At 44.6% G+C, this 22530-nt stretch carries 25 protein-coding genes; 20 read left to right on the top strand and 5 right to left on the bottom strand.

Going from position 1 to position 22530, the window contains the following annotated elements; genetic code table 11:
- Positions 1–39 precede the first annotated feature (39 nt).
- The 12 genes from MHB84_RS24415 (at position 40) to MHB84_RS24470 (ending at position 10575) form a co-directional block, all read left to right on the top strand.
- On the top strand, positions 40–753 hold the full coding sequence (locus MHB84_RS24415; protein WP_076289011.1) for a response regulator transcription factor: 714 nt from the start codon (positions 40–42) through the stop codon (positions 751–753).
- Positions 750–1742, top strand: coding sequence for a sensor histidine kinase (locus MHB84_RS24420; RefSeq protein ID WP_076289012.1), 993 nt, complete (start codon positions 750–752; stop codon positions 1740–1742). The genes MHB84_RS24415 and MHB84_RS24420 overlap by 4 nt, the downstream gene beginning before the upstream one ends.
- Positions 1743–1913: 171 nt before the next feature.
- Entirely contained in the window at positions 1914–2684 is a 771-nt protein-coding gene (locus MHB84_RS24425) for an ABC transporter ATP-binding protein (RefSeq protein ID WP_076289013.1), read from the top strand.
- Positions 2659–4608 carry an ABC transporter permease gene (locus MHB84_RS24430; protein ID WP_076289014.1) on the top strand — a complete coding sequence of 650 codons (1950 nt, stop codon included), beginning with the start codon at positions 2659–2661 and terminating at the stop codon, positions 4606–4608. Before MHB84_RS24425 ends, MHB84_RS24430 begins: the two co-directional genes overlap by 26 nt.
- Before the next feature lie 105 nt (positions 4609–4713).
- Positions 4714–5445 (top strand): ZIP family metal transporter, encoded by a 732-nt coding sequence (locus MHB84_RS24435; protein WP_076289015.1) that lies wholly within the window; start codon positions 4714–4716, stop codon positions 5443–5445.
- A 569-nt stretch (positions 5446–6014) separates the two neighbouring features.
- Entirely contained in the window at positions 6015–6239 is a 225-nt protein-coding gene (locus MHB84_RS24440) for a hypothetical protein (RefSeq protein ID WP_341143070.1), read from the top strand.
- Positions 6240–6273: 34 nt separating this feature from the next.
- On the top strand, positions 6274–6924 hold the full coding sequence (locus MHB84_RS24445; RefSeq protein WP_076289016.1) for a hypothetical protein: 651 nt from the start codon (positions 6274–6276) through the stop codon (positions 6922–6924).
- Positions 6924–7481, top strand: coding sequence for a hypothetical protein (locus MHB84_RS24450; RefSeq protein ID WP_143764673.1), 558 nt, complete (start codon positions 6924–6926; stop codon positions 7479–7481). The genes MHB84_RS24445 and MHB84_RS24450 overlap by 1 nt, the downstream gene beginning before the upstream one ends.
- Before the next feature lie 78 nt (positions 7482–7559).
- A complete protein-coding gene (locus MHB84_RS24455; protein ID WP_076289018.1) occupies positions 7560–8312 on the top strand; it encodes an SMI1/KNR4 family protein in 753 nt (250 codons plus the stop codon).
- Positions 8313–8315: 3 nt separating this feature from the next.
- Complete coding sequence (locus tag MHB84_RS24460) at positions 8316–9617, top strand: hypothetical protein (protein WP_076289019.1); 1302 nt, start codon at positions 8316–8318, stop codon at positions 9615–9617.
- Positions 9618–9662: 45 nt separating this feature from the next.
- Positions 9663–9947, top strand: a complete 285-nt coding sequence (locus MHB84_RS24465) for a hypothetical protein (RefSeq protein ID WP_076289020.1) — start codon at positions 9663–9665, stop codon at positions 9945–9947.
- A gap of 16 nt (positions 9948–9963) precedes the next feature.
- Positions 9964–10575: an SMI1/KNR4 family protein gene (locus MHB84_RS24470; protein WP_076289021.1), complete on the top strand. Its 612-nt coding sequence runs from the start codon at positions 9964–9966 to the stop codon at positions 10573–10575.
- Positions 10576–10674: 99 nt separating this feature from the next.
- Here the strand turns inward: MHB84_RS24470 and MHB84_RS24475 are convergent, their stop codons facing one another.
- Entirely contained in the window at positions 10675–10977 is a 303-nt protein-coding gene (locus MHB84_RS24475; protein WP_076289022.1) for a hypothetical protein, read from the bottom strand.
- Between the two features lie 220 nt (positions 10978–11197).
- On the opposite strand from MHB84_RS24475, the gene MHB84_RS24480 reads away from it, so the two are divergent.
- Positions 11198–11902 carry a cupin domain-containing protein gene (locus tag MHB84_RS24480; protein WP_076289023.1) on the top strand — a complete coding sequence of 235 codons (705 nt, stop codon included), beginning with the start codon at positions 11198–11200 and terminating at the stop codon, positions 11900–11902.
- Positions 11903–12024: 122 nt separating this feature from the next.
- Here the strand turns inward: MHB84_RS24480 and MHB84_RS24485 are convergent, their stop codons facing one another.
- Positions 12025–13071 (bottom strand): aromatic ring-hydroxylating oxygenase subunit alpha, encoded by a 1047-nt coding sequence (locus MHB84_RS24485; protein ID WP_076289024.1) that lies wholly within the window; start codon positions 13069–13071, stop codon positions 12025–12027.
- 360 nt (positions 13072–13431) lie between these two features.
- On the opposite strand from MHB84_RS24485, the gene MHB84_RS24490 reads away from it, so the two are divergent.
- Together MHB84_RS24490 and MHB84_RS24495 are read left to right on the top strand one after the other, a co-directional pair.
- A complete protein-coding gene (locus MHB84_RS24490; RefSeq protein WP_076289025.1) occupies positions 13432–13878 on the top strand; it encodes a carboxymuconolactone decarboxylase family protein in 447 nt (148 codons plus the stop codon).
- A gap of 37 nt (positions 13879–13915) precedes the next feature.
- The gene (locus MHB84_RS24495) at positions 13916–14842 is read left to right on the top strand and encodes a sigma-70 family RNA polymerase sigma factor (RefSeq protein WP_076289026.1); all 927 of its coding nucleotides are present in this window, start codon (positions 13916–13918) and stop codon (positions 14840–14842) included.
- Positions 14843–14987: 145 nt separating this feature from the next.
- On the opposite strand, the gene MHB84_RS24500 is transcribed toward MHB84_RS24495, so the two are convergent.
- Both MHB84_RS24500 and MHB84_RS24505 read right to left on the bottom strand, forming a co-directional pair.
- On the bottom strand, positions 14988–15944 hold the full coding sequence (locus MHB84_RS24500; protein WP_083678886.1) for a hypothetical protein: 957 nt from the start codon (positions 15942–15944) through the stop codon (positions 14988–14990).
- Between the two features lie 216 nt (positions 15945–16160).
- Positions 16161–16787: a spore coat protein gene (locus MHB84_RS24505; protein WP_256716815.1), complete on the bottom strand. Its 627-nt coding sequence runs from the start codon at positions 16785–16787 to the stop codon at positions 16161–16163.
- A 149-nt stretch (positions 16788–16936) separates the two neighbouring features.
- On the opposite strand from MHB84_RS24505, the gene MHB84_RS24510 reads away from it, so the two are divergent.
- The 3 genes from MHB84_RS24510 (at position 16937) to MHB84_RS24520 (ending at position 19344) form a co-directional block, all read left to right on the top strand.
- Positions 16937–17470: a hypothetical protein gene (locus tag MHB84_RS24510; RefSeq protein ID WP_076289027.1), complete on the top strand. Its 534-nt coding sequence runs from the start codon at positions 16937–16939 to the stop codon at positions 17468–17470.
- 32 nt (positions 17471–17502) lie between these two features.
- Positions 17503–18234 (top strand): DUF1361 domain-containing protein, encoded by a 732-nt coding sequence (locus MHB84_RS24515; RefSeq protein WP_076289028.1) that lies wholly within the window; start codon positions 17503–17505, stop codon positions 18232–18234.
- Between the two features lie 81 nt (positions 18235–18315).
- A complete protein-coding gene (locus MHB84_RS24520; RefSeq protein WP_076289029.1) occupies positions 18316–19344 on the top strand; it encodes a serine hydrolase domain-containing protein in 1029 nt (342 codons plus the stop codon).
- Between the two features lie 109 nt (positions 19345–19453).
- On the opposite strand, the gene MHB84_RS24525 is transcribed toward MHB84_RS24520, so the two are convergent.
- Positions 19454–20428 (bottom strand): serine hydrolase domain-containing protein, encoded by a 975-nt coding sequence (locus MHB84_RS24525; RefSeq protein ID WP_076289030.1) that lies wholly within the window; start codon positions 20426–20428, stop codon positions 19454–19456.
- 443 nt (positions 20429–20871) lie between these two features.
- Between MHB84_RS24525 and MHB84_RS24530 the strand changes: the two genes are divergently transcribed.
- Together MHB84_RS24530 and MHB84_RS24535 are read left to right on the top strand one after the other, a co-directional pair.
- On the top strand, positions 20872–21099 hold the full coding sequence (locus MHB84_RS24530) for a hypothetical protein (protein WP_310853489.1): 228 nt from the start codon (positions 20872–20874) through the stop codon (positions 21097–21099).
- 194 nt (positions 21100–21293) lie between these two features.
- Positions 21294–22361, top strand: a complete 1068-nt coding sequence (locus tag MHB84_RS24535; RefSeq protein ID WP_076289031.1) for an ankyrin repeat domain-containing protein — start codon at positions 21294–21296, stop codon at positions 22359–22361.
- The last annotated feature ends 169 nt before the right edge of the window (positions 22362–22530 follow it).

Below are 22530 nucleotides of genomic sequence, written 5' to 3' on the forward strand. Positions count from 1 at the left end.
ATGTAGAAGATATGTCAGGGAACGGAAAGAAGGTTGACGATGCAATCGATATTGCTGGTTGAAGATGATGCGAAGCTCGCAGGATTGCTGGGTGAATATCTGATCCGAAATGGTTTTCAAGTGCAGATTGTGGCAGATTTCCGTCATGTTCTGGATGAATTCATGCAGTTCGGTCCGGATTTGGTATTGATGGATGTAAATCTGCCTCAATTTGATGGCTACTACTGGTGTAGACAGATCCGTTCGCATTCCATATGTCCCATTCTATTTATTTCGGCTCGTGACAGTGGCATGGATCAGGTTATGGCGCTGGAGCATGGGGCGGATGATTATATTACGAAGCCTTTTCAATATGAGGTCGTACTTGCTAAAGTTCGTAGTCACCTGCGTAGGGCATATGGGATGTATGCAGCTGTTCAACCAGAAATGAAAGTGAAAAATGGCTCTATGCTGCTGTACCCCGAAAGATATGTACTGGAGTTCGATGGTCGTTCCGTGGAGCTGACACAGAAGGAATCCGTATTGGTCGAGGCACTGATGGCCAAGGCAGGCCGGGTAGTGGGCCGTGAGCGTTTGCTCGAACTGATGTGGGAAGATCAGCATTTTATTGATGATAATACGTTGAATGTGTACATTACTCGTGTTCGCCGCAAGCTGAAGGATCTGGGAGCTGAAGAGGTTTTGGAAACTGTTCGCGGAGCGGGCTACCGATTGCTTGATTTTGAGTCACCTGTCCAAGAGGACCGACAATGAAACTGTTCTTAAGAGATCAGCTACCCCTCATCGGATTTTATTTGTTGCAGATGCTGCTTGTCCCATGTGTATATTGGCTTTCAGGTGAGGGTCGCCCCATGAAGATTGTACTTTATGGCATGTTTCTGAGTACAGTGGTATTGCTCGTGTATCTGACCGTACGTTATTTCCAGATTCATCCATATTACCGTGTGCTCCAGCAGCCACAACGGCTGGTACAGGAGCCTTTCCAATCACTTGGTAATGCCCCTGTGGCTAATTGTTTACAGGAATTGATGCATGAACTGGAGCGTAACCGTCAGCATGAGATGGGGCAATTGCGCATGCATAGTGAGCAGCAGGTTGTATTCATGAATCGTTGGGTCCATCAGATGAAGACACCCTTGTCCATTATTCAGTTGACCCTGGAAGATGTGGATGATGATAAAACTGCAGGCAGTATACAGGATGAGGTGGATAAAATGCGCAAAGGGTTGGAAATGGTACTTCATTCTTCACGTCTGGAACAGTTCGAAGGGGATTTTCGCGTAGAGCTTTTGTCTCTACCCGAGGTGGTTCGAAGCAGTGTAGCTGAGAATCGACGTTTGTTTATTCGCAGAGGAATTACGCCGGTTATCCAAATGGACAACGAACTTCTAGTTTATAGTGACTCCAAATGGCTGCGGTTCATGTTAACCCAGATTTTGACCAATGCCGTCAATTACTCAGATAGCAAATCAGGAAAAAAAGTCATGATTACTGCCTATATGAAGGAAGAACGAATCGTATTAGATATTCAGGATCAGGGTATCGGCATATCGGCTGAAGATATTCAACGTGTGTTTAATCCTTACTTCACCGGAGAACGGGGAAGACAGTATCATGAATCTACAGGGATGGGACTATATCTGGTCCGTGAGATCAGTGCACGTTTGGGTAACCAGATTGAATTGTTCTCCAAACCGGATGAAGGAACATTGGTCCGATTCAGCTGGATGAATCGAAAATAGAAGTGCTTTGCCTATGGGCGAAGTGCTTTTTTTATGGAATAGGAAGAAGGGGGAACATAACCTTAAACGCTGTGTAAGGAAAGTTTAAGGTAAATCGATAGCAGGGTTGTAGGAGGTCGTTTAGGATAAGGATATGAAAAGAAAGCATAGTTTAGTTGGAGGGGAAACACCATGGAAATGTTACAAGTTTCGGCACTAAACAAAGTGTATCAGGGCAAAGTGCAGACTCAAGCCCTTAGTGATATTCATCTGACCATCAAGCAGGGTGAATTTGTAGGGATTATGGGACCATCGGGAAGTGGAAAAACGACGTTGCTCAATATGGTCTCGACCATTGATGAACCAAGTTCAGGCAAGGTGCTGATTAATGGCATGAATCCGTTTGATATGAAAAAGAAAGAACTTGCCATGTTCCGACGCAGGGAACTCGGGTTTGTATTTCAGGATTTTAATCTGCTCGATACCTTGACCGTTGCTGAAAATATAGTACTCCCCTTGACGCTGGACAAAGTCAAGCTGAAGGAGATGGAGAGCAGACTCAATCGGATTACCACTCACCTTGGAATTGATCATATTCTGGATAAACGCATTTATGAAATCTCGGGTGGACAGCGGCAGCGTACAGCCATTGCCAGGGCCATGATTAATATGCCATCCATTGTACTGGCCGATGAGCCGACTGGTGCATTGGACTCCACCTCATCTCAAGCGGTAATGGAATCGCTTGAACAGATCAACCAGCAAGAGAAAACAACGATTATGCTGGTCACGCATGATCCACTTGCCGCAAGTTATTGCCATCGAATTGTGTTTATCAAGGATGGCAAGCTCGCAGCCGAAGTGCATCGTGGAGATAACCGCCAGACGTTCTTTCAACGGATTATTGATACATTATCCTTCTGGGGAGGGAATTCGCATGAGCTTTCCTCAGTTCGCCTTTAATAACATTCGCCGAAACGGGCGAGCGTACATCGCCTTTTTCCTAAGTAGTGCATTCATGGTCATGATATTCTTCGCGTATGCAATGTTTATCTATCATCCGTTTGTTGAGAAATTGCCGATTGGCAAGACTACGGCAGCGGGAATGCAGGTTGCCTCCGTCATCGTGTACGTATTCGCGATCTTCTTTGTTATGTATTCCATTAGTGCATTTCTGAAATCACGGAACAAGGAATTCGGTATTCTAACCATCTTGGGCGCGGAACCGGGCCAGATTCGAAGGCTGGTCATTCTGGAAAATATGTTTATCGGATGTCTGTCCATTGTGGCTGGAATAGGTGGAGGCATGTTATTATCCAAGCTGTTCCTGATGTTAACCACCCGATTTATCGGTATGGAGGATCTGCCTTTTTATTTCCCTGTGAAGGCCATGTTGATTACGGTGATTGCTTTTTTAGTACTGTTCTTTTGCATTTCCCTGTTTACATTGGTCTTTATCGGGAATAAGCGAGCTTTGGAGCTGCTTACGGGTTCGAGCAAACCCAAGAAGGAACCTAAAGCATCTTGGATATTCTCTATTCTCGGGCTTGCGTTTCTGGCTACGGGATTCCTTGCGCTTTACGGTAGTTTGTCGAGTGAGAGTATTCTGATCGCTGCTGTGACAGGCATTGCAGGTACGTATTTTTTTTACTCGCAGCTTTCCGTGCTGGGTATTCGTCTGTTGAAACGTAACCGCAAACGGGTGTGGCATGGTACACGCTTGCTATGGATTTCTGAGATGAGTTACAAAATAAAAGATAACGCACGCATGCTGTTTATGGTGACGGTGGTTATTGCAATTGCTTCCATGAGTGCAGTGGTCATTTTGTCGCTGGATCAACAGAATCGACAAGTATTTAGAGACAATCATTTTCCGATTCGTTATAACGTGTACAGTGCATCGGAAGAACCTAACATGGCACCCGTCAATGAGGTTCTTGACGCTGCGGGTCTTCAATATCAGAATGCTTATCTGGAATATTTTTGGACAAGTACGGATGATAGCGGCATCAGTGTGATGTCTCTAAGTGATTTCAACCAGTTCAACACAATCCAGAACAAACCGACCTATACGCTCTCAGCTCATTCCAGTATATTCATTGATTCACGCAATGTGGAGAAGCCTCGACATGAAGAAAGATTTCGTTCCTATGCCAAGGGCGATCAGTTAACGCTGGATATGAATTCAGGGCCTGTTACACTCGACATTAAATATACTGAAAATGAACCGGAATTCAATGGACTTCTGTATACATCAGCCCTAGTTATTGTAAGTGATGAAGAGTTTAAAGCTCTTACCGGACAATTGGACAAAGATGCTGTTTCCGGTAAATATCTTTATCATATCCCTTCATGGGGGGGATCGGTGCCCGATCGGCAATCATCTGAAGTGATGGTAAGTGATCGGCTGAAGGGCATGGATGAGATTATTAGAAATAACTCTAATGATAAAGATTTTTCAGGTTTTTTCACGACGCGATATGCTGACTTCGAAGAATTCAGACAGACAACGGCACTCTTTACCTTTTTGGGGATATTCATTGGACTGATCTTCTCGATCTCCTCAGCCAGCTTTCTCTATTTCAGGCTGCACACGGATCTGGAGGCAGATGGGAAAATGGTGCATTCCTTGTCTAAAATGGGTCTCAGTTTTCAGGAGATGAAACGATCATCCACAATTCAGATCGCGGTTCTCTTTTTCTTCCCAATCCTGATCTCAATTGTTGAAACGCTTGTTGTTGTTAAGCCGTTTCTGACTGAATTCGGTATTACGAATTATACTGTTCCGGTATTAACCGTGTTTGGTGCATTTCTGCTGGCACAGACCTTCTATTTCTTCGTCATTCGTTCAAGATATATATCTTCACTACGCAAAATGATGGTTTAAAGTTAGCGGTTTTATATTAATCTGGTCATGTCCCCTGTTTTTGTTGTCTATGCTCCGGTTAATGGAGTGATAGATCATATATGAACATGAGAGGGGTCATCCCGGATGTGGACTGCATTCATGTGGGGCGGCATCTCCGCCTCAGCTGTTGTCATAGGAGCACTTGCTGCGCTGTTTCTGAAAATTCCGAAACGAGTTATTGGCTGGATCATGGCTTTTGGTACAGGGACCCTGATTGGTGCAGCTGCATTTGAATTAATTGGGGATGCTCTGAATGATGGGGGGATTGTGCCGACGGCCATTGGATTTACCTCAGGGGCCGTCGTGTACACGCTGTTCGATTTGCTCATTTCCAGTAAAGGGGGAGCAGGGCGCAAGCGTTCGGAAATTGCCGGGAAGGGAGATTCCAGCCAGAGCGGACTTGGTATTTTTGCAGGGACGGTCATGGATGCTATTCCTGAATCAATCATGCTGGGGGCCAGTCTACTCGCCGGGAACGGTGTCAGTGTGGTGTTGGTTGTTTCTATCTTTGTGAGTAATATTCCGGAGGGTCTGTCCAGTACGGTTGGACTTCAACGTAATAAATACTCCCGCTCCAAGATTATTCTCTTGTGGCTGGGTGTACTGATCATCTCTGCACTTGCAGCATTGGGAGGATACCTGTTCCTGGAGCAGCTTCCTGATGAGATGGCCGCGGCTATTGGGGCATTTGCCGGAGGAGGCATTATTGCAATGATCTGCTCCACCATGATGCCGGAAGCGTTCGAAGAAGGCGGGCCGGTAGTAGGTTTTATCGCTTCGATGGGATTGCTAGTATCGCTTTTACTTGATCTTTGATTCCTTGAGTTAAATGGGGAGAAGAGTACCTTTCAGATAATGATCTGGAATAAGGTGCTCTTTTTTACGTTGTGTTTTCTTGTGCTAATCACTGGATTTACATATAATTTTAGGTAGAACAACTGGGAAATGCTGAGTGATTGCTTTTAGCGATTATCTTCATGCAGGGGAAAGGCAGGGATTGAAAATGAAACGTTTCGAGGATGAAGGGGCTTATAAATACAGCTTCTACGCTGTTCTTCGCCGGGGAGAGCAGGTCGTTGTGAGATGTAAAATGCAGCGGGCACGCCTTTATTATCTTAGAAGAAGATCATCTAGCATGGAAATGTTCGCAATGTTATGCTCATGGAATTCAAGAGACAGAATATCAGTACAATGCCAAGAACAATTGCCTCCGGTGTGAGCGCTGGTTCAATGTTGAAGTGACGGATGAGAAAAAGATAACTCACAAATCGTCACATATCGAATGCCCGCACTGTGGGACTATTAATCATGTCGAATTACATAAAAAGCCAGCATTTCAAGGGTGTTATCCCGATTTACGGGATGGACGCGACCCTGTGTTTGATATGGAATTGTACTTTCTGGATTATGTTAGAGGTAAGGTGGTATGGGCTGTTAATCGGGAGCATTTAAACTATCTGATCTCATATATTTCGGCTGATTTGCGCGTGAAACCTGGAAATGTACCTGTGAAAACGGCTTCACATTCCATTCCCGCTTATATTAAGAACGCCAAGAACAGGGAGCTGGTTGTCCGCACATTGACCAAACTTCAGCATAAGACTGGATAAACCAGCAGAACGCGAGTCGTAAAGGAGGATGATCATGAAATTCCGTTTAAAGATTATGATATTTGCAGTGATAATAGGCGTATTACTCATTCCAGCCTATTTCATTTTACAGACGTATGGTGTGTTTCAAAAAGAGAAGGTACTCTCTGATTATGCTCTTGCTGTCGACGTGAATGGCAAATCCTATGAAGCCTGGCCGCTCATCAACAGTTTCGCTGCCATGGACAAGGAGGAAGACAACAGGCAGTTATATTACCGTGTAGATATGAATCATATTCAATACCTTTTTCACATCGCTTATCAGGAGTTTGATGTTCGACCCAGTGAAGATAATCCCTATCTGGCGGGTAAAGTGAGCTATCAATCCACAAAAAATGAATATGTAAAATCCGAAAAGCAATATACCAATGCCAAAGATTTTACAACGGTGTTGAATTTTTATAATAAGGACAAAGAGGTGATTTATACTTATCAAAATACTGGGAAAGGGGATGGACAGCTGGTCCAATCCATCATTCATCAGGGGATGAGTCGTTCTAGTAATGGAGGCAGCGAAGCTGCTCGTGATCCTTATATCAACGTTACGGCTTTGTTCCATGATAAGTTAGACATCGATGTGAAGCTGGATGTAGATGAAGAACATAAAGTCGTAACCATTCGAATGAATAAAGCGGAGGCGAGATGATGAATTTATTTGGTGTACATAAAGGACCTACATATTTGGAAGGTTTGGTTCGGGAGATTTCGGATGTTCAGATTCATGAAGTCGAATGGAAAGGCAAGTTGCAAACGAGCGATGGACATGACAAGTTCCATATCTTTTATTATGGTGACTTAACCGAAGATGATCTGATAACCTGGCATGATTCGACACCACTCATTGTATATGCAGAGCATACCGTAACAGGGGAACGTTACTTGCTCATCGATTCAGCCAAACATGGTTATGATGCGATGTTGTGTGAGACATATCCAGAGGAAGACCTGAATAACAGGCCGTTACGGCCCTACCTGGACGTTGAAGGGGAAGACATATTTGAAGTACAGCTATCTGCCTTTTACAACGTGCCGTGGGATGATGAGTTCGGGGAAGATGTAGATGAAGATGGAACCTACGAATTAATTACGGGAGAGCGCATGGATTTTGAGCAGGTGAAACGTGACGGCTATGATGCATTTGCCATTAGCATTGTCAACCGCAAGGGTGTACTAACCGAAATTGTGCAGGAAGAATTGGCTTAGCCTTTACCTGGTTGAATTGCTGACCGATTGAATGAACTATCGTGAATTGAACGAAACGATCGTAGGGAGATGTCGTGAATGTATATAGTAACTCATGCGTTGAAGCCCGTACCGGCTAAGGAACTGGATCATTTTGAAGAACGGCATTCCATCTCGTTACCTGCGTCATATCGCCACTGGCTGGAACAATACGGGGAAGGCACGTATACGGGCTGGATGAATGTGCAGCGGCCGGATCAGGAGGTACTGAAGCCTTTTGCTGAATATGATTTTTGGATGCACACGGAGGATACACCCGTTACTCAGGATCAGCTTCAGGAGTGCATCAGTATTGGCAGTTCGGTGGATGGTGATTTCCTGGCGATTCATCCAGATGTGAAGGGATTGTTGTGGCTCCCGCGTCATGATGAGCATATTATTCTGTGGACATGCTCTGAAGCAGACTTTGGAGAGACAATGGACCAGATCTATTGCGAATATTACCATCAGGACAAACCGCTGACCCCGGCGTATTTTGAACCGTGGAACGAGCTGCGAAACCATACGTTCTACCACTTGGTTAACGTTGAGCGTGAAGGCTCCATGAAAAAACTGGCCGATTTGTGTAAAAGTAAATTCAAGTGGGATGCAGTGATGGAAAATGAGTATACATGTAAGCTTTTTAGGGTCTCCATGGGTGGATATTTACGTTTTAATTATGCGAACGGCAGGGAAATTGCGCTTTTCTATGAAGAAATGCACGGGATGGAAGGTGCAACGGATCATGATCTGGATCAATTTTTGCTGGCACATCACTGTACAGTTATGGACAGAGGCGGAGTGGAGGAATAATCATTGAGTTGGATAAACGAAGAAATTGCGGAAACATGGCGTAATGAAGGCAAACGATACGCAAAAGATGTCAATGCATTTGTACGCAGAGGCATGGCAGGAGAACAACTGGATGAATCGGAGCTCGCGGAGGATGCCAGAACGCAGATCAGCACTAAGGTGTGGGAGATGGTGAAGCAAGCCAATCTTCAAGGGGATTTGGAACGGCTCCGGCTTGAACTGCCTGCTGCAACATGGCCAATGAACGAACATTTTCAATCTGCCATGCAGGCCGTTCGGGTGGTAGGTTATCTGAACACAGAAACAATAGTATTCACAACCGGCACCTTCACGGAGAATGGCTGTGTATATACGGCTGATCCAAACGGATGGTTGCCATTCTCTCAGTATACCTTCGCAGGTTGTTCGTCAGATGGTGTAGATTATGCGCTGGCCGGATCGGAAGGTATTCGTATCATCAGACAACCAGATCGTCAACTAGAAGGACACGAGCTTGCGGTGTATCGCTGGGAAGATATTCAATCCAGTATTCAGAAGGCTTTGCCACGCATTGAATCCCTTGCTGACTGTGAGCATCCGGAACGCACACTTGAAGGACTTATTCCATTCAATGATGGGAAATCCGTTCTTATCTTCTCCAATTATGGAATCTACCTGGTAGACCAAGATCAGGTATCCCTGCTGCACCCGGATCCGGCAGAGATCGAAGAATATGAGTTGGAAGATACACAGATTGATATGGGCCATGCAGCAGTCTCACGTGACGGTCGCTGGATTGCCTACGGCAGCCAGGTCAGTAACCATATGGTTCTGGATCGCAAACAAAATAAGACGTATTCCCTTTATCCTGAATCCAGCTATCCTCATTATGCGGTATTCACTGCAGACAGCTCAGAGGTATGGTTTAATGCCTGTCACTTTTATAACGGTACTACAATACAAGTTCAGCTGGAAACGATCGATGGTAATGAGAGTAAGGAAGATTGGCCTGTAATGGATGAGAATGCCCGTGTTTACGCTGCAGTGGAGTTGGGTGCAGGCATGGTGCTTGGTGACGCATACGGATATTTATATTGTGTGAATGGTGATGGGCAGGAAGTGTGGAGACATTTTGTAGGCAGCACCATCTATTCCTTGGCGAGCTCTCCTGACCAGTCCAAGCTTGCAGTGGGTACGTTCGGGGGCATGCTGCATATTCTTGATCTGCACTCTGATCAGATGGATGAGTATGGCATAGGCACAGGCACCCTCCGTGAAATTGAGCGCTACGTGTTATGGCGTGGAGAAGAACCTTTACGTTGGTGAACACCAGTGATTGAAGATCACAGATTGGGTAAGGTGGAGGTTGATATGAACCGTGAAGAAGCAGCTCCTGAACTAAAGCAATTTATCCTGGATCGTGAAGTTATGGTTTCACTGTGGGGAATCACCCACCTTGGACGTGCTTGGGCCGTCGAGCCTGAAGGAATGTTGCGTAGTAATCGATTGATATCAGATGCACAGGTCGCGTTGATGGAACGTTGGCTGGATCTGTTTTCCTACGCTGTTATGGTGCTGATCGAAGACGGAGGGGAAGAAGAGGCGTTCTGGGGATATCAGGAATATGTGCGGGAACGGGTTGTTGAAAAGAATTGAAAAGGGAGGGGGGTGTATGACACCTGAGGCTAATGCAAAATGGAATGATTTGTTTGATGCGTTGAATAAGCTCCTGAACGAAAAAATCCATGATGATGAAATTCGGCAGTTATACGAGGAATACCAGCATCGGGAGGGTGTCTCTGAGGAAAGTCTAAATGCATTTGAAACGGAGTATGACGTCCGGTTGCCGGAGGATTTTCGTGCCTTCTATAAGCGGAAGGATGGCAGTGGTTATGCATTTCATATCTTGTATCCGGGTGATGCGGAGGCAGAGGAATGTAATCCGTTTTATCTGATGTCATTGCAGGAAATTCGGGAAACCAAACAATACTTCTGTGAAGTAGATGAGAAATTGGACGAGTACTATTCTGACGAAGAGATCAGCGAACTGGACCCGGAGATTAAGCCCTTCTTATTCCATAAAGCGTGGATTCCTTTTGCAACGATGGCGGGAGGCTCCCTGTATTTGATGCTTGATTTTGATCCGACAGAGAAAGGAACCTACGGGCAAGTGATTATGTATGTGCATGATCCGGACTTTGTCTATTATGTATCTGAGACGTTTACTGACTTGCTGGAAGTGTCCAACCGTAATCTGAAGATTATGAATGAGATTGAGTATTGAGCAGGCAGGATGCTGTTCGAAAGAAGGACATCATTGGATGTTTTAAAAGAAAGTTGAACAAAGACAGGAGCTGCCGGTAGCAGCTCCTGCATTGCTATTTTACCATTGGAAGAAACGATGGCCGTGGAAACCTCCGCCAGGTCCACCAGGGCCCCCGGGTCCTCCGCCATGTGGACCGCCCGGATAGCCGCCTCCAGGGAATGGACCGTGTGGACCACCCGGGTAACCGCCATGCCATCCTGGGCCTCCAATATGTCCGATGGGAAAGGGCAGCGGAAACGGCACGATGGGTGGATAGGGATATGGATAAGGGTAGGGGTATGGATAGGGTGGCGGTGGATAATAAGGGTAAGGATAACCCGCAGTTGGCGGGATAGGAACTGAACCAGGTCCGTATGCCATGATGCATGCCTCCAGTGTTTGATTGATGATATTAGCCTATGCTGCGATGCAATGGAGTGACACAGAGGGCTTAATAGAACGTGGTACGGGTAAAGGTGGATAAGATTTGGTAGCTGTATCATAACCCTTCAGCAGAAATGGGCTCACGCATAGAAGCCCAGAGCATAAGCTGGCGTTATAGGTTATCACCTAAACCGAGAGCGAAGGGCAGGCGTTTATTTTGGCAACTTCCTATATGGACTATACCTTACCAACCACCCAATTTACATTTGACGTGAACCAGAATCCTTTCTTCCATAAAGACGTAAATAACTATATTAACTTTCTCTCCATTCATCAATTAAACACTTTGGGTAACGTATCCTTACTGGACATTTTTCTTAGCACAGGCAATGTGGTTGAACCCCATATTCATCAGAATGCATCCGAGCTGGTGTATTGCATCAGTGGTTCCGCCGTCGTTTCCCTTATAAACCCGTTTACTAATGAGTTGCTGAACTTTACGATTACTCCGGGTCAAGTAGCTAATGTTCCGCAAGGTTGGTGGCACTATGAAATTGCAACGGTAGATCAGACCCATCTGCTGGCTATCTTCGATGCCCCGGTTCCTGAAGCTATATTTGGTTCGGATATTTTACGACTGACACCTGCGAGTGTTCTGGCCCATACGTATTGTCTGGATGAGAACAAGGTGAAGGAAACACTTGCTCCAATTCAAAAAAAAGTAATCGTTGGTCCGCCAGTGGACTGTGTTACTCAAGTTTCTCCGGCAACAAACATGCCGCAGCCAAATAGTCAGCCTAACGCACAGCCGTATGTAAATCGCCTTCCATATTGGGGAACATGGGTTGATCCCCGTATTATTCACGAACCAGGCTGTCCGTATTATACAGAACCTCCTGTGAACACCAATAATCAAGGGTAAGTGTCCGATATAAGGCATTTATATGGGGTAAAACCCAGTACATTGTCACGAGTGAAAGTGTAGCAACTATACAAAAGAAGCGTTCGTAGGAACGCTTCTTTTTGTATTCATTTGTATTTATTTTATGATGTGTAATTCCGTCCCAAACCAAGCTCTGTCAATAACTGACGATAAGCGATAGAGGTACGGTCTGCGGGAATATGCGCTTCTGCATGCAGATCCAGTGGCAAATCCTCTGGCTTTTGTGATTCCACCATTTCCCGATCTTCCTCAAATACTTGCAAGTTAAACTTAATGGTATCTTCAATCGGAGCATCCTTGTCAAAGTTACGGGTAATCGGACAGAACAACCGCGTAAAACGTGCTGAGATGGGAGAGGCACAGTTCAGAATGTTCAGCTTATCGTTCTCCGGGAAGTGAACCGTCAGTGATGCGGCGAATGGTGGAAATACGCGGAATTCACGCAGCCACTGAAAACCTTTGGGTGCTACATTATCTTGACCTTTGCCATAGTTGCTAACAGAACTCCAGTATTCTGCAAGCAGTTCTTTGCCTTCGCGTTTTACTTTGTATTGGGGCACTTCCGTGTTGTTTCGGTCCCCGAACGTCTCGGTATGCACGTAGGCAAAATGGGATACATCCAGAAACCCTTCCATTTGACGCCCAGCAGAACCTGCGATATCAAAGTTCGGGGGCAGGATATTAATATAATCTGGATCATCCCATCCCGGGAATGCAGGAATCTGCTCGTCGGTACCCGCAAGTGAAGTCCAGATCAGGCCATAACGTTCAACCGCAGGATATACGATAAGTTTCAGTTTGGGGGAGATTTTGGAGCTGGGGTGTGCAGGTACGGCGGTACATTTACCCTCACAGTTATAACGGAAACCATGATATGGACAGACGATTTCCCCATTTTCTACCCAGCCTTTACTGAGCGGAGCGCCACGGTGAAAACAAAGATCCTTAGCGACTACAACTTTATCGTTGCTGCGATACAGGACCAAACGGACATCAAGCAATTGAGCGGCAAGTGGTTTATCTGTCACTTCGCTTGCCTGAGCAATCGGATACCAATATTGAGATAATACATGCCAGTCTTCAGCGGAGAACGTACAACCGCGAGGCAGTTCGAATGTAAGTTGAGGATTGGAATTGGAAGTTATCATGGAAGTCACTCCTTGCTAGGATAATGAATCGTTCATTTGTTTATGTCAGGAAAGTTTACTTTGTAGCCGTATGTTACTACTCTTTTGTTTCGTGTATCAATATGTATAAGGATTATTTGTTTAAAATCACAAACAATACATCAAACAGCTAACATAAATACGGAAAATTCTGTTTATACATAACGCTTTACGTGAACTATATTCATATCGGGCAAGCTCCACGCAAATTAATTATCTTAATTATTGATCGAGCTATATTCTTTGCCCTAATATGTTGAAAATTTTTTTTATAGAAAAGTGTCACATATGTGAGCCTTTATTTGTCTTAAGGTTGTAGACCAAAATACGGAGGCGAATGCAATGAGTTTAAGAGTGAATTATAGAGTGGCTAACCAGGGTGCTTTCAAAGCAATGATGGCATTGGAGCAGCACATTTCAGGTCAGTTTGAAGACAAACCGTTATATGAGCTGCTGAAAATCCGTGTATCCCAAATCAATGGTTGTGCGTTCTGTCTTGATATGCATGCCAAAGATCTGTTGAAGCTTGGAGATTATGCCGATCACATTTTGCTGCTGAGCGTGTGGCGCGAGATGCCTTTGTTTACGGAAAAAGAACGTGTTATGCTGGAGCTGGCTGAGGCCGTAACACTTATTTCCGAACAAGGGGTACCACTTGAATTGTATGAAAAAGTTAGAGAACATTTCAGTGAGGCTGAACTTGTGGATCTGATCATGGCGATCAACACGATTAATAGCTGGAACCGGATTGCCATTACAACAGGGATGTATCCAGGCTGCTTTAATTAAGTAAACATTCGACCATCTGCCAGAGGAGGCCATTCTCATGAAATTCAATCCCCTCACCAATGAGCCAGAAGTGTCTTCTCTGGAAGTTGGTGAATTGTATATTCGTTATAAGGCCTATGCCTTTTCCATTGCTTACCGCATGCTTGGCAGTGTTGTGGAGGCTGAAGATATTGTGCAGGATTGTTTTGCAGAGCTTCAGAGCAAGTCTCTTGATGATATCCGTAATGCCAAGTCCTATATTGCTAAACTAATCGTAAACCGGAGTCTGAATCTGCTAAACTCTGCCCGTAATCAAAGGGAAAGTTATGTTGGAGAATGGCTTCCCGAGCCGATAAGTTATGGTGAAATGGGGAACATTCCGGAAGAAACCGTGCAGCAGAAGGAGATGATCTCCTATGCTTATTTGGTTATGCTGGAGCAGCTTTCCCCGATAGAGCGTGCCGTTTTTGTACTTCGTGAGGCTTTCCAGTATGAATATACGGAAATAGCGGATTGGTTGGGCAAATCAGAGAGCAACTGCCGTCAGATCTTTAGTCGGGCCAGACGCAAGCTTCCCGATAGACTTCCGCCGATGGAACAGAGTTCTGCAAATTATGCTGCAAAAAAGCAATTGCTGGCTCGTTTTACAACCGCTTTTCTAAATTATGATGTCTCCGAGATGCTTGAGCTGCTTGCCGAACAACCCGTTTTTACGGCAGATGGCGGTGGACGTGTGCATACGGTCATGAGAACGATGAGAGTTCATAAAGGTGTACTCGCTTTGTTGACCTCTCGCCGGGTACTTACCCGATTGCGAGAACGAGAGTGGGTGCCCACATATATCAACGGAGAGCAGCACCTTGCGTTACTGGAAAACGGACAGTTGTCCGAAGTTCTGTGTTTGGAACTGGACTCTCTTGGAGAAAGAATAGAGGGGTTCTATCTCGTTGTGAATCCAGACAAACTTACATCGGTATCGAGATAATACTTTTCTGAAATGATATAAGAAGGGCTCAAGGCATGTTAAAGCGGCACACCCTGTAAAGAGGAGTGCCGCTTTTTTAGCTTTAAGACTGTAGCTAATTTTATTGTAAACTAACATTCATCCACTTTGGACCGGTTAATATTTATTAATCATTGGCAAATAGGTTTTCAACATGGTCAGTGATTTCTTTGATTTCTGGGGTGAGTTCGTCGTTACTCTCATCGAGAAGATGCATTATCCTCTCCACTGTATCCAGAAGTACACTCTTCGTATTGCGCTCCCTATTTGCCACAGCCTTTTCATATGCTTTTTTCACTTCTGGATCGATAGTACGAATTTCTTCTTCCGTGTACCAGTCATAGGCAGGAGAGTTATCACTTCCATAAAACAGGTAACCAACGTACAGTGAATTCTTGACTGCTGACGCACGATTAGAGCTTGGAAAGTTATTCAGAAAAGCTTCCTTCTCTAGAGTACGCTGGATGAGTTCATCCCAGGTTATGATAAAGGCCGCATCGGAAGTTGTGGGCTGGTTGGATTCCGCAGCCATAATATCAATGTAAGCAACAATGTCAGGTTTCACGTAGGGCTGAAACTTTTTGTACATCTCATAATTGATGATAGGATAGTATAGACCTTCACTGGTTTCCAGTTTGAATCCCAGATCGGAGGCTTCCTGCAAGAGCTTGCGAACCGCCGGTTCTTTAATCACTTTGAGCAGACTGCTATATGTAAGCTTTTGTTCATAACCTATGTTGGTATGGGCTTCATAGAGAACGCTTTGAAACGGTTCCGTATACATTTTTTGATCCAAGTCAGCCAGTCTGATCTTTTGCAAATTCTCCAGTTGAAGGGTCATCAGGGTGGCCTGCCAGGGGCCGACTTCATCGATATGATTCAATAGATATTTACGTGCTTGAACCAGACTGGGCGTGGATTTCACTGCATTTTTTAAATACATTTGAAATTGATGATATACCGCTTTGGAAGCTGGGACAGGTGCAGCCAATGTAGTTTGAGATGTTATAAGAGTTGCACAGATGGTTGTAAAGCTTAATGTAATGGCTAGAAAACCAATTTTAATCGTTGGATTCAATCGCATTCAAAAACCTCCCATGTTACATAATGAGTAGTTGTGACCACATTCTGATTAAACCAGTTTTTGGTAATCGAATCAAGGTAGAATTCCTTGAAAATAAAATGTGTTATTCAAGATATGCTGCAAACATGAGATGATTCTGGAAATAACAAAGAACAGCATCTTTCAACCTTGAGTGGGTTGAAGAAGCTGTTCTTTGTTGATTAAGCTTATTTTAGATTAATGCAGAGGTGGTTTATTGTTCTGTGGCATCTGAGGGGCCCCATTTGCAGGGACGTAGGCCTGAAGCATCTGCTTGGTATCATTTGCATTCAGTTGCGGAACTTGGTAATAGGCGTGTTGATTTTGATACATGAAAATTTCGTAGGCCATCTCAATAAAGTGTTGCACTTGGGAAGCGATGACTCTCCGCACGGCTCCGTTTGTAATTTCAGGCGCAGACATGGCCAGTAGAGAAGCGTGTGATTTGATCAAACCCAGCATATGACCGCTGATTCCAGCATCTTTGACATCGGTGAGGGATTGATTCGGCTTTTTCGGTGCGGACGGCTTGAGGCCATATACAGGCGGAACGATATTTGGGATCATGTAAGTTGCTGTCTCCTGATGAGGTTTGTGTCCAGTGGAGAAACATTCTGCAGTCAGATTGTATTGGGATAACATGAAATTGTATTGACGATCAAGGATGCCGAGAAGTTCAGTGTCTTGTACAAATGTTCTAAACATCATGTATTGATCCAATACGTTGATGGCCCCTGACAGAATTTCATGCATATCAAACATTTCATGCCCGCCATGGTTCAAGTGGGATGTGAAGTCTGAATTTGCGTTGTTAGCAGGTTGCATTCGGTTTGGAGGCTGCATTGAATTTGGATTCATTGTGAATTTGATTCTCCTTTGGGAAATGGTATGATCCTAGTATGGTCTTCAACAGTAAATTTATGTATTGTGTGCCGGTTATAAGCGAAAATAGAGACAGGTATGGTGGTGGTTGGATGGAAACCGATTGGAGTGTTCCCAAAGGGATATTCGTTAAACATTATGGGAGCGCTATTCAGATGCATCGTGGTGGTGTTTATACAGACTATAAGCAATGGGATGTGCCGCAAGAGCTGGAGCAGACATGGATGGATGAAAGAATAGGTCAGTTAACCGCTGGATTATCTATCATGAACTGGGACGCAGTTGATGAGCTTACGTCAATTGCCAAATATCATGCAAATCCGCTGATTATTACTGCAGTCACAGCATTCGCATCAAGACAGCTGATGAGTGCGGACAGTATGGTGCGTCTAGTGTATGCGGAACGGCTGATTGAGTTGATCAAGCGATATGAATCGATTATTCCGGTGGATAAACTGCGTGAAACCTATCAACTGACAATGAACTTGTTGGAAGATGTAGTAATGAAACCGTTGGTGCTTGATCCGGGACATGAACTACAGCAATATGGGTTAAAGGATAAACGCGGACTAAATCTGCGTGTGGAAAAGAACAAGGAAGAGATCATCCGATATTTTCGGAACTGAATGTATTTCAGGATCAAGTGAGGTAAATATCATTGAGAAAACTGAATTATATTAAAGTATTTATTTTTCTAAGTGTGGTCACAGTGGTGACCCTGGGTTTGTATTACGCGGCTGCGGATTGGCTGGATCAGCGCTATTTTCGCTTCCTTATCTGGAACCTGTTCCTGGGCTGGATTCCTTTTGTATTCTCCTATATGGCTTATGGTTTTAGCCATGTTAAATGGAAAGGGGCAGCATGGTTTGCCGTTGCAAGCGGACTGCTCTGGTTATTGTTCTTCCCGAACTCTTCCTACATTGTAACGGATCTTGTTCACCTGACGGCACGCAGTTCCCGCTATTATGGCGGAGCCAATGGATTGGATTACAAGTACTGGTATGACTTAATTGTTGTCTTGATGTTCGTTTGGACGGGTTTATTGCTAGGATTCCTTTCGATGTATCAGCTTCAGGAAGTGATCCATCACAAAATGGGACGATGGGTTTCATGGATCTTTGTGCTAGGGGGTTGTGCACTGGGGAGTTACGGTGTTCTGCTTGGACGTGTATATCGCTTGAACAGCTGGGATGCGTTAACCAATCGTGAGACGTTGGTTGAACTTATGCATGAAAGTGTAAGTCGTCCATCGCTGGCTTTCTGTATGTTCTTTGGCACGTTTATTCTTACGATCTACGCGACGTTATACTATTTAATAAATACGAGATCTTCCCGTGATAGGAAGACGGAGGTTGGAAGTTCAGCGGCTGATCTGCAAGGCTTGCGGTAATGGACTCCTTAACATTGAAACAAAAACGTGATTGAGCAGCATCTGAGCATGGAAATCGAATTGAAAAAAGTTAGGTGGACGATGATGAAGCGTATAACGGATCTGACACGCAGAATAACAGAAGTGATGGAGAACGTTGATTTTTCGGGCGTAGTATTGATAAAACAAAACGGACATACCCTATTAAGTACGACTCGTGCATATGCCAATCGAAGTGATGAACGTTTGAATCAGCCACATACACGGTTTGGCATTGCATCTGGATGCAAGATTTTTACGGCAGTGAGTATTTGCCAATTGATTGAACAAGGAAAATTATCGTATGATTTCAGATTGGCAGATGTCTTGAGCATTAAGTTTCCTCTATGGGATCAAGGAGTTACAATTCATCAGCTGTTAACCCATACTTCAGGCATCCCGGACTATTTTGATGAAGAAGTGATGGAGGATTTCGCTGAGTTGTGGAAGGAACGACCCGTCTATTCGATGCGGCAGTTGAATGATTTTCTGCCAATGTTTCAGCATCAGCCCATGAAATCAGCCCCGGGTGAACGGTTCCATTATAATAATGCGGCATTTATCGTATTGGGTCTCATTGTTGAAGAGCACACGGGGCAGTCGTTTACAGACTACGTAGAGCAAAATATTTTTAACAAGTGCGGCATGTCGGATTCGGGCTACTTCGAGACAGATCGTCTTCCCCGTAATACTGCGATCGGATATATGGATCAGGAGGATGGCTCCTGGACCAGTAACATTTTTTCCATTCCTGTTAAGGGTGGGGCTGATGGTGGAGCTTATATAACAGCGCCGGATATGATTCGTTTCTGGAATGCGTTATTCAGTAATGAACTGTTGGGCGAAGAAACGACGGGAAAGTTAATCACGCCATATGTCCATGAGGATGATGAAACCTATTATGGGCAAGGGATCTGGATTAATCGGAGAGGGGAAGCGTTATTTAAATATCATGTGATGGGTTTCGATCCTGGCGTGTCGTTCATGTCTTCCGTATATCCAGATCACAACCTGCAAGTTGTTGTCCTCTCCAACAAAGAATCCGGTCCGTATCCCATAACCATGGCTGTGGAAGAGGCTTTGGTGAGATGAACTTGGCTGAGGATCGATGTACGAAGTAATGGAATAACCCTATAGTTACCGGTGAATGCCGGGTAAGCTATGGGGTTATTTGGTTTGATTCACAACTCAAAGAAAAGGTCTATAAGAATTTCACCAATTGGGGTGCAATTCGTTTGGGGAACACATCCAGCGGAGGTTTTTCCTTCTTTCTTTTGTCATTGGTGAGTACGGCAACGAGTTCCAGGGACGGGACGATATATACAAATTGTCCACCAAATCCACGGGCGTAATAATAGTGGAGTATGGAAGTGGGCTGTTCCGCAACCTTAGCTTCTGAAGTTTCGTTGGTATAAGCATCCACCCACCAATGCCAAGCGTAACTACCATGATTGGGTGGAGTAACCGAAATGGCAGGTTTTGTAGAGCGGCTAACAAGATCACTCGAAATCAGCGACTGCCCGTTCCACATGCCTTGTTGCAAAAACAGTTGTCCGAATTTCAGTAAATCCTCCGGCAACATCTTTAAGCCGAACCCTCCGGTATGTACACCCTGTGGGTCGCTTTCCCATTCATACTGTTGTATTCCCAAAGGGCCAAATAGATAACGTTCCGCGAACTCGGCTACGGACATTCCTGTACTTTGCATGAGGATGGCAGACAATATTTGTGATACCCCCGAATTGTATTCCATATATGTACCTGGCACATGACTTAAACGTTGCTCCAACGCAAAGTTCACCCAGTGATCCGTACGAGTCATACGAGGAAATGAATTCTGTCCTCCGAATTCGTCCCAGTTGAATCCAGCCGTCATCGTTAATAACTGCTCTAATGTAATCTCCGGTTTGCGGGAGTCAGGGTCTGACACCAACTGCGGGAAAAAGGTGGAGATTGGAGTAGGAGCTTCGGGCAGCCACCCGTGATCTATCGCAATACATATGAGTGCGGACAGCACACTTTTGGTGCAGGAATTGATTTTGGCAATATGGGTTGCTGCTTCTTGATTGCGGTAGTGCTCGTAAATGATTTCGCCACGTACACTGACTAAGCAACTGCGCAGATCCAGCGGCGGGATGATTTGATGCAACATGGATGGTATGGATGAAGGATTCATAGTGTCCTTTCTTATTTGGGACTTACCCCATAAATTGAGTATTCATTAGAAAAAGGTTTGAATCATTATCTTAGCATAGGAATAAATAAGTTCTCAATTCATTCATCTCAGACTCAGGGATTAGTAAGAACTGGACCACAGACTGATTCAGTTATTGAATGCGTTGAACGATGGGCTAGTCGCAGCTGTAGTCATTCTGGTCATGTTGCTATACATGGGGGCAGCTCCTCCCATGACATGGTTGCACTAGGGCATAACATTGTTTGCGCCTGTCTTCATATTTGCCATCGTTGTATTTTTTGCAACCGTGTGCTTTGGCGTTTTAGTCACATCTCAGCCGCTGAAGCATTTACGTTCGGGCAGTATGGGTGAGACGAGACTAAGTCAAAACAGACTAAATTTGTCCTAAAATAAGGTTTTTGGCCTCACTGCCTTTTGTCAACATGAGTGCAGATGTATTGGTTCGCAATAACATACCCAAAGAGAAACAAGGCAGGGTGTGGGGAATCATCGGCATTCTATCCCAATTGGGTTTTATTGTATCCTATAGTCTCGCAGGATTTTTGGCAGAACGTGTCTTTAACCCGCTTTTGGTGGAAGGTGGAGCACTAGCTTCGACCGTAGGATCATATATCGGCGTTGGCCGGGAAGAGAATTCAGCGCATGATTGATTGTGTAATTTAAAGGATGATATTGGCCCCGGAACTTTATGTTTCGGGGTTGGTTTGTATGAAAGGCTTTAGGACTGGAATCATGATTTTGGTAGAGGTTTGTACAAATGAAAAGGATAGCAGGTATACTAATAATAATGAGCATTACAGGACTAGTAGTCATGAGATATTTAACCAGAGGGAGGTAACACCTTTTGTTCAAAATCGGAAATCAAGGTACGTTTGAAACGTTGCCTGATCACGCCACAGCGATTTACAAGGGAGATGTTATTGGTGTAGAAGAATTTATTAAACAGGGCATGGATCTCGAAAGAGAAATTACGCTCAGTAAATACATAGCGTTGACGCCATTGGATATTGCTCTAATCACCAATCAACAGGCAGTGGTCAAGCTGTTGGTAGATAACGGAGTAAACCTGAATGTGAAGGATAATCCAGCAATCCTCAAGGCGGTCAGATATGGCGGGGAAGAGATCATCCGATATTTGCATCAGAAGGGTGCCAGATTGAACGGTTTGAGCAGGGTGAAGTCGAATGCGTATGATGAAGCCTATTACGGTAACAAAAAGAACATCGCAGTGCTGAAGGACCTCGGACTGGATATTCGAAAATATGGTGGGAAAACATTACGAAAAGCCGTTTCGAATCACGATATGAAGATGGTTCAGTATTTGCTGGACGAGGGCGTGGACATCAATTACAACGAGTCCGATATGGTGTATCCATACAAGGCTACACCGCTTACGGTAGCGGCTCGCAACAACAATATGAAGATGGTTCAATTTCTGGTAGAGCGTGGAGCGGATGTAACTATTCAAGAGAAGGATGGGGAGCGGGCATATACGATTGCGATCAGTCAGAAGAATGCTGAAATGGCAGAGTATTTGAAAGCTCATGAGCCTCAAGACTTTCACAATCTGAGCAATAAATTGCATGTGCTCAAATCGTACAAGCTGCCTGATGCATTAATCCGTTTTCTAACGGAAGGTCCGCGAAGAATCGACTTGCCGGACAATTCGTCCGGCGTGGGATACATCGAATTCTTCCATCTGGTCGATACGGTTGAAATGAAGATGGGCAGAAAGAAACTGCTGCGTATATCCTCTGACGTGGATCAGTACTCCCATATCCTAATCGTCTGGAATCCAAGCAAAAAAATGATTGGTTACGCAGATATTGAACATCAGGAGATTGGAACGATCTCCACATTCGAAGCGTTCATGGCCAATCCCGCATCATATATGGATAATCTCCTGAATTAACCAGAGGGACTCCACCATCACAAGAACCTCTGTATATTGTCGATATACAGGAGGTTTTTTAGTGTCTATACCATTCATCTATAGGAAAAATATCTCATGAAATATGAACTAAATTAGTGCGAAAGGAGGTTATAAATGGTAAAATAGCAATGCCTAAACATGAAAAAAC

Source organism: Paenibacillus sp. FSL F4-0087 (assembly GCF_038020215.1).
Lineage (GTDB): Bacteria > Bacillota > Bacilli > Paenibacillales > Paenibacillaceae > Paenibacillus > Paenibacillus taichungensis.